Source organism: Companilactobacillus versmoldensis DSM 14857 = KCTC 3814 (assembly GCF_001434295.1).
GTDB lineage: Bacteria > Bacillota > Bacilli > Lactobacillales > Lactobacillaceae > Companilactobacillus > Companilactobacillus versmoldensis.
In genome coordinates, this window is the sequence record NZ_AZFA01000010.1 from 12754 (window position 1) to 26107 (window position 13354).

General features: G+C 38.4%; 12 protein-coding genes and 3 pseudogenes. 3 read left to right on the forward strand and 12 right to left on the reverse strand.

Translation table 11 applies throughout. The features are described from left to right. Positions 1–19: 19 nt before the first annotated feature. From FC27_RS06430 to FC27_RS06460, 7 genes and pseudogenes are all read right to left on the reverse strand, one after another. Complete coding sequence (locus tag FC27_RS06430) at positions 20–364, reverse strand: PTS lactose/cellobiose transporter subunit IIA (protein WP_010624544.1); 345 nt, start codon at positions 362–364, stop codon at positions 20–22. Continuing rightward, entirely contained in the window at positions 364–675 is a 312-nt protein-coding gene (locus FC27_RS06435) for a PTS sugar transporter subunit IIB (protein WP_010624545.1), read from the reverse strand. The genes FC27_RS06430 and FC27_RS06435 overlap by 1 nt, the downstream gene beginning before the upstream one ends. A gap of 150 nt (positions 676–825) precedes the next feature. Further along, entirely contained in the window at positions 826–1137 is a 312-nt protein-coding gene (locus FC27_RS06440) for a thioredoxin family protein (RefSeq protein ID WP_010624546.1), read from the reverse strand. A gap of 117 nt (positions 1138–1254) precedes the next feature. Next, positions 1255–2193, reverse strand: a pseudogene (locus FC27_RS06445) (metal ABC transporter solute-binding protein, Zn/Mn family). Continuing rightward, positions 2190–3041: pseudogene (locus FC27_RS06450) on the reverse strand (metal ABC transporter permease). The pseudogenes FC27_RS06445 and FC27_RS06450 overlap by 4 nt, the downstream one beginning before the upstream one ends. A 3-nt stretch (positions 3042–3044) precedes the next feature. Continuing rightward, a pseudogene (locus tag FC27_RS06455) lies at positions 3045–3782 on the reverse strand (metal ABC transporter ATP-binding protein). 294 nt (positions 3783–4076) lie between these two features. Then, the gene (locus tag FC27_RS06460; RefSeq protein WP_010624547.1) at positions 4077–5306 is read right to left on the reverse strand and encodes a zinc ribbon domain-containing protein; all 1230 of its coding nucleotides are present in this window, start codon (positions 5304–5306) and stop codon (positions 4077–4079) included. A gap of 173 nt (positions 5307–5479) precedes the next feature. Here FC27_RS06460 and FC27_RS06465 point away from each other — a divergent pair, with 173 nt between their 5' ends. Next, a complete protein-coding gene (locus FC27_RS06465; RefSeq protein ID WP_010624548.1) occupies positions 5480–6808 on the forward strand; it encodes a hypothetical protein in 1329 nt (442 codons plus the stop codon). A gap of 65 nt (positions 6809–6873) precedes the next feature. On the opposite strand, the gene FC27_RS06470 is transcribed toward FC27_RS06465, so the two are convergent. Together FC27_RS06470 and FC27_RS06475 are read right to left on the reverse strand one after the other, a co-directional pair. Continuing rightward, positions 6874–7653, reverse strand: a complete 780-nt coding sequence (locus FC27_RS06470) for a zinc ribbon domain-containing protein (protein WP_010624549.1) — start codon at positions 7651–7653, stop codon at positions 6874–6876. Positions 7654–7793: 140 nt separating this feature from the next. Then, positions 7794–10325: a M1 family metallopeptidase gene (locus FC27_RS06475; RefSeq protein WP_010624550.1), complete on the reverse strand. Its 2532-nt coding sequence runs from the start codon at positions 10323–10325 to the stop codon at positions 7794–7796. A gap of 121 nt (positions 10326–10446) precedes the next feature. Here FC27_RS06475 and FC27_RS06480 point away from each other — a divergent pair, with 121 nt between their 5' ends. Continuing rightward, positions 10447–11100: an NUDIX hydrolase gene (locus FC27_RS06480; protein WP_010624551.1), complete on the forward strand. Its 654-nt coding sequence runs from the start codon at positions 10447–10449 to the stop codon at positions 11098–11100. Between the two features lie 15 nt (positions 11101–11115). Here the strand turns inward: FC27_RS06480 and FC27_RS06485 are convergent, their stop codons facing one another. The 3 genes from FC27_RS06485 to FC27_RS06495 form a co-directional block, all read right to left on the reverse strand. Further along, positions 11116–11352 carry a cytochrome b5 domain-containing protein gene (locus FC27_RS06485; RefSeq protein ID WP_010624552.1) on the reverse strand — a complete coding sequence of 79 codons (237 nt, stop codon included), beginning with the start codon at positions 11350–11352 and terminating at the stop codon, positions 11116–11118. A 100-nt stretch (positions 11353–11452) separates the two neighbouring features. Beyond that, positions 11453–11938, reverse strand: coding sequence for a GNAT family N-acetyltransferase (locus tag FC27_RS06490; protein WP_010624553.1), 486 nt, complete (start codon positions 11936–11938; stop codon positions 11453–11455). 78 nt (positions 11939–12016) lie between these two features. Next, the gene (locus FC27_RS06495; protein WP_010624554.1) at positions 12017–12718 is read right to left on the reverse strand and encodes a type 1 glutamine amidotransferase; all 702 of its coding nucleotides are present in this window, start codon (positions 12716–12718) and stop codon (positions 12017–12019) included. Between the two features lie 150 nt (positions 12719–12868). Here FC27_RS06495 and FC27_RS06500 point away from each other — a divergent pair, with 150 nt between their 5' ends. Next, a complete protein-coding gene (locus FC27_RS06500; RefSeq protein WP_010624555.1) occupies positions 12869–13327 on the forward strand; it encodes a nitroreductase family protein in 459 nt (152 codons plus the stop codon). Positions 13328–13354 lie beyond the last annotated feature (27 nt).

Genomic DNA, 13354 nt, shown 5'->3' on the forward strand with positions numbered 1-13354 from the left:
ATTAATAAATACTTGCACGTTATTTCTCCCCAATTCGTTTATATAATTTAATCATCTCTTTTATTAAATTTTGCTCAGATTTAACAGTCATTAAAGTATCTTGAGCATGGCTAAATAAGACCGAGTATGGAACCTGAATCCCTTCAGCTTCAAGTTGCATCGTCTCCGTTTGCACACGGTGTGCTTCAGTAAGATCATCGTTAGCTGTTTCTAGCAATTCATCTGCAATTTTAAAATCATAATTTGAAGCACTATCAATTGCCTTAAAGAGACTAGCACGAGCATTCCCTGCGTGAAGGATGACTTGCATGGAAATAGTTGCTAATTTCTCAACATCTACCGATTTATCGTGATTGATTTCCATTATTCTTCCAATTCCTTCATAGCAAATTTGATTAAGGAATCTCCATCTAATGTTCCATATGTCAATTGTGGTATTACCGCACATTTAACACTTTGCTCTGACGAAATTTTTTTCATGTCGTCTAACATGTATTTTAAATGTGGAGCAATCAACAATAAGTCCACACTTCCAAGGTTTTCCGCAACTTCTGCTTCACTTTTGGCAAGAACATTAATATCCAGATTCATTTTTTTTACAGCTTTTCTGCCTGCAGCTGCCATAAATCCTGAAGATGCTCCCGCTCCACAAGTTAGTAAAATTGTTTTTGTCATACCTGTTTCTCCTCATAGGTTAATTTAAAACATTTATTAACATACTATCGGGTTTAACTAATGGTTACCATAAATTATTGTGAATATAAAAAAAGACAGTTCCATAAGGGAACTGTCTTTAATAATTGTGAATAAAACTACCTTTAAAGATTATAGATAATAAGCAATAATACTCTCCAACTGCTCCTGATCAAGAAAGCCAGCCACATCGTAAACTGCCCGACCATCTTTTTCTACTACTAAAGAAGGCGCCGACAAGACATTGTATTTCTTGATCAAATCCACATTATCGTCAGCGTTGATCTGATAAAAGTGGATCCGCTCGCGATACTTTTCTGCGGCCTGCTCCAAAATCGGTTGCTGCGTATAGCATTGGGCACACCAATCTTTACTGAAACTCAATAAATTGATGCCAGTTTCATTCTTTTGGGAAAAATTTTCTGTCGTTAGATTTTTAAGCACGTTCATCATCCATTTCTGGTCAATAATTATTTTTCCTTAGTGTAACACTGTTGCAGGTTTTGCCAATCGTCCGCATAGAAAAAACCGCCCAGACTGTTTGGTCTGCGCGGTTTTTGTTTACTTCAATCCGTCATAAATATGATCGATATTCCACTTCATCATTGAATAATAAGTATCGCCAGGGGTACCTTTTTTCGCTAATGAATCAGTAAAGATCTTCGAAGAAATCTCTAAGCCAGTTTCTTTAGAAACCTTGTTCATCGACTTAGGTGAAACTGATGATTCAACGAACAAATGCTTAACATCTGTCTTGCCGATCTTAGCTAAGACAGCCTTCATTTGTTCAGGTGTTCCTTGAGCTTCAGTATTGATCTCCCAAATATAAGCTGGTGTTACATGATAAGCTTCAGAGAAATACTTGAAGGCACCTTCAGAAGTAACCAACAATCTTTGGTTCTCAGGAATATCCAAGAACTTAGAAGTAGCTTCCTTATGAAGTTTTTCTAATTTAGCAACGTATTCATCCGAGTTTGCTTGATATTACTTAGCATTCTTCGGATCTTTTTGCTTCATGATTTTAGTAATAGTTTTAACGTATTTAATACCGTTTTCCAAGTCCAACCAAGCGTGAGGGTCTTCTTCATTAACGTTAGTCGTCAAATGCTTAGCCTTCACGTCTGCACTGGCAGAGAAAACATCACGGTCGAATTTCTTGTGAGCAGTTTCAACCAATTTACTGAACCAACCATTTCCACCAGTTTCTAAGTTCAAACCATTGTGGAAAAGGATATCTGCGTCGGATGCAGAAGAGACGTCACTCGGTTGAGGTTCGTACTCATGGGGATCAGTACCACGTTTTACGATACTGTATAGTTCGATCCGGTCCTTACCGACATTTTCGACCATATCTTCAAGAATAGAATTAGTCGTAACGATTTTAAGTTTTTGTCCATCGGCAACTTTATCAGCAGTACTGTTGTCGCGATGATTCAAAAATAGATACACGCCACTGACCATGGCAACCACGGCCGCAAAAGTAATAATTATTCTTTTCATTGAGCAACACTCCTTTGTAACTTAAAGAAGTTTTGTTTTGGAGAGAAAATAAATGACAATGCGAACAATCCAGCAGCTACGATAACGATAGCTGGACCAGAAGCCCAGTTGAAAGTGTAACTGAAGAATAAACCAGTCATAGATGAAACAACACCTACAGCTGCTGACAAGATCAACATTGTTGCCAACTTATCTGTCCACAAGAAAGCTGTTGCAGCTGGTGTGATCAACATCGCAACCACCAAAATGATACCAACAGTTTGTAATGCAGAAACTGTAACTAAAGTAAGTACCAACATCAAAGCGTAATGAACTACTTGAACGTTCAAACCGTAAGTCTTGGCATAAGTAGCATCAAAAGATGTAACCAAAAGTTCTTTGTAGAAAACAACTACGAACAAGATAACTAAGCCAAGTACGACAGCTGTTGTCATGATATCTGAATCACTAACAGCCAAAATGTTACCGAATAAGATATGGTGCAAGTTAGTTTAGCTTTCTGCCATTGAGATCAAAATGAAACCCAAAGCATAGAAAGCACTGAAGACCACCCCGATAGAAGTATCGGTCTTGATCTTACTTTTTGAAGCAACGAAACCAATCAAAAGTGCAGCCAAGACACCAAAGATCGATGCCCCAATCAAAATATTTATTCCGAGCATATAAGCTACGGCGACACCAGGCAAGACCGCGTGGGAAATGGCATCTCCCATTAGCGACATTCCTCGTAAGATAATAAAACTACCGATGATCCCGGACATGATACCGACCATGATAGCGGTCAATAATGCACTTTGTAAGAAGTCATATTTACCTAAAGCGTTAAAAAATTCAATCAATGCGCCCATAAATTAAGCACCTTCCAGTTCGTCGAAAAGCACGGCAGACAAGTCGGCACTAAAGGCTTTTTCCATATTTTTAGGATTGTAGACTTCTTCTGTCTTACCGAAGTCGACGATCCCATGGTTCAAGATGACTAAGTCATCGAAATACTGGTTAACTTTGTTTAAATCGTGGTGGATTACGATGATGGTTTTGTTCTCATCACGTCATTGCTTCAAGATCTTCATAATAGCAGTTTCGCTTTGAAGATCGATACCCACAAAAGGCTCATCCAAAATAATAATATCAGCTTGTTGAACGATTGCACGAGCTACGAAGACACGCTGCAACTGCCCACCTGAGAGATTACTGATCTGACGTTTCGAAAATTCTGTGAGTGACACTTGTTCCAAAGCATCACGACTAGCTTGTTTTTCGGCCTTGCCGGGATTCTTGAATAATCCTAGTTTACCGTATGTTCCTGTTAGTACGAGATCAAAAACATCGATTGGGAAAGTTAAGTCGAGATCTTTTCTCTGCTCAACATAAGCAATCTGTTTCTGAACTGATTTCATTGACTTACCATCGTAGTCAACGGTTCCCTTTTTCACCTTGATCAAATCAAGTATCCCCTTGATCAAAGTGGATTTCCCTGCACCATTCGGCCCAATGATTCCGGTTATTTTTCCTGCGTTGAATTGAACGGCAACATCAGAAAACACTGGTGTGTCATCGTAAGCGACAGTGAGGTTCTTAACATTTAGCATAAAGAGCCTCCATTTCATTGCAGTTTCCTGCATCTGATAACCAAGGTTAACATATTCAAAAACGTCACACAACAATTAAGTTAGGTATACATAAATTGTAAATTCACTACAATTAATTTGAAATGTTCCACTCGGATATCTACTAGTTTATCGGAGCCAACGACCAAAAGCTTTTCACATTTCAAACAAATATTAGTCCCACGATGGAGCAAATAAAATTACCCCAGCAATAATTTTCCATAAAAAAAGACCAACTGCTCAAGGCAGTTGATCATTAAGAATATTTATAAAATTTTATCCGAATAAGTGTGTCACGATCATACCCATTGATTCGCTATCTGAAAAGATCCCATTGAAGACGATTCGGAAAACTATTGCCATGACTACATTACTGGCAAAGTAACCAATTAGAGCGACATAAATACCATCGATTGATGTCCGACCGTTCTCATTTACTAGTGAAGCAATAAAGGCGATTGAAAAGATGATCATAATCAAACCAATCAGCAATAGTGCCACCCCAGCCATTTTTGCGATTGAATCAATATTTGAAATTGAAAGATCACGTGGTAATGCAATCAATAAGAACAAGACAGTTACAACTTCAACGGCGATCATTGAATTACTGTAGCTTCCTAAAGTATTTGCATATGTGAGCATTGATGGTTCATCGTGTGCCAAGAATTTCTTACACAAGAATCCTACTCCCAAGAAGACTGCGAAACATATGATGACGGTTATCAACATAATCAAAAAGATGGAACCGCCTGAGATTGTATCACTGCTGTCATAATATGATGATGACGAACCAAATTGTTCAGACAATGTTTGTATCATATCTGTAACGATCTGGAATACTCTTGATACTAATAAGTATAAAATCCAAGCCATCAATACTGAATTAATAGCAAATGAAATCAAACCAAAGAATTTATTCTTTTGATCGACTTGTGATGGCCTCTTCAATGAATTTACGAACCAGGCAAAATAGTTACTTGAATGTTTCTTAAAGTTTTCAAATGTCTGATTATTTTGCATCGGTTCATTTTGATTCTGATTGAAGTTTGGTTGGCCATTTGAATTTAATTGACCAGCTTGAGTCTGATTAAAATTTTGTTGGCCATTCATATTTTGTTGTGCAAATTGATTCTGATTGTAATTCTGTTGGTCATTCATATTTTGTGGACCAACTGGATTTTGGTTATAGCTTTGCTGACCACTCATATTTTGTTGGCTAGCTTGATTTTGGTTAAATCCTTGTTGACCATTTTGATTTGTCTGGGCAAATTGATTTTGACCCGATTGATTATTATTCCCCATTGCTTGATTAGGTTGTTGCGTTTGGTTCGGTTGGCTATTTTGAACTGACTTTTGTGGTTGTCCAGCTTGGTTGTTACTTGTTGAACTTACAGGTTGATCATTACCTTGCGTACTAGCATCACTAGCTGATTCAACCTTAGCTCCACATTTTGTACAGAATTTAGTTCCTGGGTCTAATTCTGCACCACAGTTTTTACATTTCATATAAATAATCCCCCGATTAATATTTTAAAAAAAGCGCTATATAAAAGGGTATCAATAATTCGATAAAAATGGTAGTGTCTCGATAAAATTTCTTAATCCTTTTTATTAAAATAATTATAACTATGATACAATGTTTAAAGCATTTTTTTAAATTTTTCTGGGGGGATTATGAATTGAACACCAACAATAGTAAAAATATTTTCAAAAATAAGAAAGTGATTGCAATTGCGATTGTAGTTGTTTTGATCTTGGTTGCTTTGTTATTTAGACGATCACTACAACCAACGGGGACCAGTGCAAAGGGAGCATTGGATACAGTTAAATTTGATTTCACTGGATACAATGCTCATGGATCTCTTTCAATCGATTCCGAATCACGTATGAAGACCTTCAAACAGATTGCACAAATTGAGGGACAGAAAGCTAAAGTTAAGCCAAAAACAATGAGATCAATCATTGATAATGCTCAAAGTCCTGAAGATCTTACAAATATTAGTTCAGCTACAAATTATTCATCAAACACTTCTGATGATTCATCACAGAGCTCTTCTAAATCAGCTAATCTGAGCAACTATGTAAAACACTATGATTCAACAGCCATATACTTCAATAAATCTAGTGATTTGAAAAATGGCGATAAGATAAAAGTATCCATTGTTGATAAAAGTCCTGAACCATATATCAAGGAAAAAGGTCGTATAGTCACTGTTAAGGGCTTGAAAACCAACAAGACTGTCCACGTTAATTCATTCAAAAAATATATGAAATTGAATTCCGTGGGAACCAATAAACATGGTGCTGTATCCGTAATCCTTGATAAAGACTATTCACCAGATGATTCATTGCCAGGATTAATGGGAAACGGTTTTGACTATAGCTTAAACGACCTATTCAAAACTTTTAATGCCGAATCTGATTCAGCTGAAGATGATAAGACATACTCAAACGGAGATAAAATCAGTATCTCAGAAAAGAAATTAGCTAAATATCTAACTGATAACAGTGAAGAATATAATTTCGTTGGTCGTAATAATAAAAATGTTACTTTCAAAGTTAGTGGATTAAAGAATCCTAGCAAACCAATTAAGAATTTTGATAAAGTTAGCGCTGCAATTGCCAAACGTGGAGCAAAAGTTACCCATGGAACTTGGAAATTAGTTAGTGCAACCATGACTGACCGCGAAGCATATACTGATCCAACTGATCCCGGTCATAGTGATAGTGAACTAAGCGATGATTCATTGTCCAGTAATGATGACACAGAGAATATCAACCCAATCCAATTCATTTATCAGGACACTGATCACAATAAGTATTACCAATTAACAGCTGATGGCATCTTAAGAAATGGAAAAATCTATAATTCAGAAGATGGTCCTGGCGATGACGATGGTGATGACTTTGTTGATGAATTTTTCAATGATAATTCCGACTCAGTCTCCAAAAAAGAAGCAACTTCAAAACTTGCTGGAGCAGTTTATGATTTGAGTCAGGCTAGTTAACTAATAGGAAATAGTACTCAAAAAGGGACGAAAACTTGGTTTTCGTCCCTTTTCATTTTAAATTGTTAATCCAATGATTTTTTTGTCATATTTAAAACAATCTTCATCAATAAATACACGGCTGACCCGCTAACCATGACACCAATGATAGCCCCATACATTCTATCTCTAATGGATTTTCCTTTTTCAATGACGATTGATGCGATAAAGGCAATATTCCAATAGTTACTTAGTAAAATGACAAAAAAGACTAAATTTTTGAAAAATTTAAAAACAGCTTTATAGGATAACGTATCACCATGGACAACTGGTCTTGATGCCATGATCAAAATGATTAAAGCAATTTCAATCACAATTGCAACATTGCTATAACTTGCTAATTGATTAACGTAACTATCAATTGTTATTTCCTGATTTACAAATAATTTTTTACATAACCAACCAGTAATCATATATATTCCAAAATAAATTATACTTATCACTAATAAACCAGAAAATAACGAAAATCCACCATGAATATCAAAATATGATTCATTTTGGTTAAAGAATGAATTAAAGATGTAAATGAAACTTTTTAAAAATTCATCTCCTAAAGCAAATACAACCAAACTCATCAGTAAAGCTTGTATACCCATTGAAATAAAGCCAAAAGATTTATCCACTGAAACTAATTCATCTGGTTTTCTGATTGTTGAAAAAAACCATTTAAAATATTGATCAATCTGGAATCCCTTTCGTACGGAACCAGCTTGATAGTTATTTAATGCTTGAAAATTCACACCACATTTTTTGCAAAATGTATCAGTTTCATCTCTGGGTGCTGAACAACTACTACACATATTCATATAATATCTCTCCATAATATAATTTAAGTTAACTTTAACTACAATAGAGAAATTGTACCAAGTATCAATTCAAAAAGCTAATTAATTTTTCAATAAAAAAAACCGCCGAAAATTCGGCGGTTTTCATTTACTCAAATAATTTAAGTTGCTTTCTTAACAGCTGCATTAACTTCAGCTTTTTCATCTTCGATCAAGCTAACGCGTGTCTCAATGATACTGATATCCATTGTGATTTCACGTGTTAAGCCTGGTGTATTGATCTTTGGTTCGAAGAAGTCTTTGAACTCTTGCAAACGTTCTGGGGTTCTAAAGGCTGCTGCTGTAACAGTGATAAATGTAGCAAATTCCATGTCACCACCGACCGTGTCTTCAAGCCATTGCCAGTCGTTTCTGATCCAGTCCCAAGCAGCTTGTTCGCCGGCACTGTTGTCCAGCACGCCACGATACCAAGCACGCAAGTCTTGTGGCTTGATTGTTGCTGAATCTTCGAATTTTTCAATCAATTTAGCAATCATTCTTGAATCCTTTGTACTTGTGATTGCCACACTCAAGTCAGATTTGAAGCTTGGGTCAGTTGATTGAACGTATTCGTCCAATAACTTATTGAACAATTCTTCACTGCCGTAATTCTTGATCTCGTTTCTCAAAACGAAGATCCGAATGTCAGCTGGCAAAGCAACCAAGTTGTTCTTGTTCTCGTCGAACAACTTGTGAGCAGTAGCAATGGCACCCGAATTCTCCGAGTACAAAGCCGCATTCAAAATAGTCGGACGAGTCAATTGATCATCGATCGAGTCGCCGTCCTTAGCTAACCAGCCCAAACGTTGATATTGGTCAGCACTCAATTTACCATAGAAACTCTTCAAAGCCTTCTCCTCATCAGTGTTAGGAGTGGCAAATTTCCGCAAGTTGTAAGCAATCCGATACAACGCAGAATTGACGACAGTCGATTGATTGTCAGCGAATCCTTGCAATAACGGCACAACATCAGCATATGAAACCTGGCGAGCCTCAGAGAACAATCTGAAGTCTTGCAAAATTCCCATTTGAGAAATCGAGTCCACAGTATCGATGTTTTTCAAGATGTCATCCAACAAAGTTTGGTCGTATTTGACGACAAAGTGTGAGTTGTTCCCGACATTGAGACGGAATGGCTGGCCATTGTCGCTCCGTAATTTGTCGTAGTCACCTAATTCGATGGTCTTATCTGACATGATCTTAGGTACTGAATCATAATTACTGTTCAAAGGAATCTTCCATTGACGGTCGACATCTTTGCCTTCGCCAATAAAGAATTGTTGTTGCGACAATGTAAGCTTGCCATCAACGACTGAAGCAGTTACGACTGGATAACCTGGTTGTTCCAACCAAGTATTCATAATCGAGGCAACATCCATTCCGGCAGCGTCACCAACAGCGTTCCAAAGATCAGCACCCTTAGCGTTGTTGTACTTGTGGGCAGCAAAGTAATTCTTCAAGCCCTTTCTTAGAGCATCGTCACCGACTAAGGCTCTCATCATAACTAGCATTCTGGCACCCTTAGCATAAACGATGGCTGAATCGAACAAGGCATCGATCTCAGCTGGATTTTCAACATTGACGTGAACTGATTGAACTCCGTCAGTCGCATCACGTTGCAAAGCTGCGGGTACATCAGTTGTTTGGAAGAGTTCCCAAACGTTCCAGTCAGGTTCAATTGCATCGATAGCAACATATTCCATCATATTTGCGAAACTTTCATTCAACCAGAGATCATCCCACCAGTTCATTGTGACCAAGTCACCGAACCATTGGTGAGCCAATTCGTGAGAGATAACGGTGGCAACTAATTGCTTAGTGTCTAGAGCGGTGTTATCAGGATCAAGCAATAAGTATGCTTCACGATAAGTTACCAAGCCCCAATTCTCCATAGCTCCAGCTGAGAAATCTGGTAAAGCCAATTGCCATGAATGTGGCAATGGATAAGGTGTTTGATAAAAGTCTTCGTAAAATTCGATCGAGCGTTTAGCGATGTCTAAGGCAAAATCCAATTCCTTAGGATCGTGGGCTTTAGTTGAGAAAACGCCAACTTCAACGCCACTCTTGGTCTTAGTCTTCTTACCTTGCAAGTCACCGAAGGCAAAAGCAATCAAATATGTCGACATTCTCACGGTCGTGTCAAAATAGTGAACGCCGTCTTTTTCTTCTTTTTCAGGCATATTGGCTAAAATAGTCTCGCCTGGTTTTTCATCGAATTTGATAGCCAAATCGAATTTAGCTTTGGCAGCTGGTTCGTCGACACATGGGAAGGCCTGACGAGCAAAAGTCGTTTCAAATTGTGTCCCAACGAGCTGTTTTTGCTCGCCGTTGACTTCATAATATGAAGGATAGATTCCCATCATTGAGTCAGTCAAAGGTGCCTTATAAGTGATAGCTAAAGTAGTCTCGCCCATTTCAGGCACTTCGATCTTGATTGATTCAGTTTTATTGTCAACTGAAAACGGTACATCTTGATCATTGGCTGTCACAGCAGAAATTTCCATATTCTTTTGGTGAATATAGACTGGCTTCGTATGGGCAACACCAGTAATCGTCGATTTACCGTTGATCTCTTTGTTACCGCGATTAATATCGATATACACATCGTAATGTGATGGTTCAAAAGTTTCTAAAAAACGTGTAATAGTTGCCATAAACGCCTCCATAATTTTTGATAAGTACTTCGTTTCTTATTATACGTCAAATGGATAAAAACTTGCGAATGGCCAATTCGAAAATCAAGATGATATAATTTATCTAATGGAGGAATGACAAATGGAAGAGATAGATTTTTTGATTCAAAAGCTCCAAGCAATTGCCCAATCAGGCAAGCACTATGGAAAAGACGTTTTTGACCGCGAACGTTATGAAGAATTGGAACAAATCTCCAAGAAGCTGACCTCCCAACTAGTCGATAATGCCGATCGGAAAAATCTCACTTTGTTCTTTGATTCCGATGTCGGCTATGTCACACCAAAAGTCGACGTTCGCGACTGCACTTTTAAAGACGATAAAATCCTGCTAGTCAAAGAAAAACGTGGCTCAGTCTGGTCGATCCCTGGTGGATGGGCCGATATTGGTTTTTCGCCAGCGGAAATCGCGGTCAAAGAGACCTACGAGGAAGCTGGAATTCAGGTCAAGCCTAAGAAGTTGATTGCTATTAAAGACATGCAGAAAAATAATTATCCTAAAAAGAATTTTAGCTATATCTATAAAATACTTTTTGAATGCCAGCCGACTGAAGACGACTTGCACGGTGGCGTGGAAACCTCGGATGCAGAATATTTCACTCTCGACGAAGCTTTGAAACTTGATTTATCGCTGGGTCGCAATATGCCTGACGATATCGAGCGAGCTTTCAAATGTCACCACTCTGATAATTGGGAAACTTATTTTGACCAAACAAAAGCACCTTATTCTCCGGAATAAGATGCCTTTTTTTCATTATTTTACTAATTTCCCAACGACTGGAAGCTTTGGCAAGACGGTCTTTTTATGAGGTGCATGGGTGATCTCTTCTGACATATCGCCACCGGCAGTGTGGCCGTGGTGCTTGCCGCCAGCCCAAGGCTCAACGTTAGTCACATCATAGATGACGCCATCAACGGCAACGTAAGCAGGATTGCCATCTTGACCATTGTATTTTTTCAATTCATCAAGTGTAAGATTTTTTTCTGACATAATATCCTCCTAAGTGGTTAATATTAAATCTAATTTCATTATTGCATCTTACCTATAAATAAATCAATGATTTTATTTATCTTTTGATAAATGATGATAATTAATACAATTTTTTGACCAAATTAAACCAAGTTTCTCCTGCATGAGTCGATTCAGCCGCACCTTGATTGACAAAATCGTTTTTGAGGTAGAATGGCAGATTCTTTTCCAAACTAGTCAACGCAATAATTTTTCGTTGGCTAGTTTGTGCCTTGCTTTCAATCGCCTGTAATAATTGAGTCCCCACGTGCTGACCTTGAAATTTCGGATCGACGGCAATCGTAAAGATGATCTGATTGCCACCAGTAACTAAATTAGTGGGCGTATCTTGATACATCCAATCTTCAACGAATTGTTCTTTGACCGCCGGTCCAACCACGAAACCGGCCACCTGGCCGTCACTGCGGGCGACCAAGAAAGTCTCCGCTAATTTATCGATCCGTTGACGGTACTGGGTCTCCGTTCCTGCTTCTGCTTGATTGAACCCCATTTGCTCGACCCGCAAAATTTCTGGCAGATCTTTTAAAATAACTTGCGTGATTTTCATAAGTCGCCCTCCTATCTGTGTACTAATCTCATCATATCAAAAAAGCCCGAATTAATCGGGCTTTTGCTAATTTTTAAATCACTTATCTTCTACTATATAATCTAACAATTTATACATGACAGTTTTATTTTCAGCTGGGACTGGTTGTGCCAAAATATCAGTCGGCGTCTGCTTCAAGTCATTTTGATGCAAGGCATACTTCCAGTCATTTTGATGCAAGGCATACTTCCAGTCATTTACGACCATCTCACGAACATTATCAGCTTTCGGTTCAAAGTGGAATTGCAAACCAAGCACGTTTCCTCCCAATATGAAGCCTTGATTCCGAACTAAATCGGAACTGAATAATAATTCCGCCTGATTGGGAATTTCGCACATTTCTTCATGCCAGTGTAATGCGATCATTTTTGGTGGTAAATCAGGGATCTGTTGACTCTTCAAGTAAACCGGTGCCCAGCCGACTTCTTTGGCTTGGGCCTTTTTGACTGAATAACCGAGTGTCTTTGCGATTTGTTGGGCGCCGAAACAGGCTCCAAAGATTGGTTTGTGATAATTCAAAAGCTGGCTGATCAGGACACGTTCCTGCTTGATCCAGCCGAGATTGTCGTTAGGACTCATGGGACCGCCCAGAACGACTAACATATCAGTCTCTTCTGCGGTGGGCAAAATTCCAAATTGATATGGATGGTAGACATACATCTGATGACCGTGCTTATTTGACCAATCTTGAATCGAGCCTGGTCCTTCATTTGGTGTGTGCTGTAAAACATTTATCCTCATAATACCCTTTCTATCAACGGCAGTCTTGATTTTGGCTACGCCTGCAATTGCCAATAATATCCCTATTATAAAACTTTCATTTTTTTATACCAATTAAAAATTATTTTTAGTTTTATAATGAAGTTAGCACGTAATTTTAGGAGGTATTTTATGGAAACTTTGAAAATGTTAAATGCACGTAAGGCGGTCCGTCAATACAGCGGTCAAATCGACGACGACCAACTCAAACAAATTTTGACGGCCGGCAACGAAGGTCCCGTTGGCATGGGTGAATACAAGAATTACCGTTTGACAGCTATTCAAGATCCAGAAATTCTTCAAAAGTTAAATGGCATTTACGAAGCCCCAACCGTCATCGTCGTTTCAGCTAAAGACCCTGGCCCAATGGAATATATTTCGATCGGAGCTATCGTCCACAATATGGAATTAGCAGCCGAGGACCTCGGACTCGGAGCAAATTACAACATGGCCAGTGTTAAATCGATCCCAAGCGATGCTTTGCCAAGTGGATTCACTGGCGTATTCGCCTTGACGGTCGGTCAAACCGATCAACAGTTCACTTCGAGAAACATCGCTCCCCACCGTATCGAATCCAATATCGTCAAGTAAATTTTTACTAGGAAAGAGCAAATAATT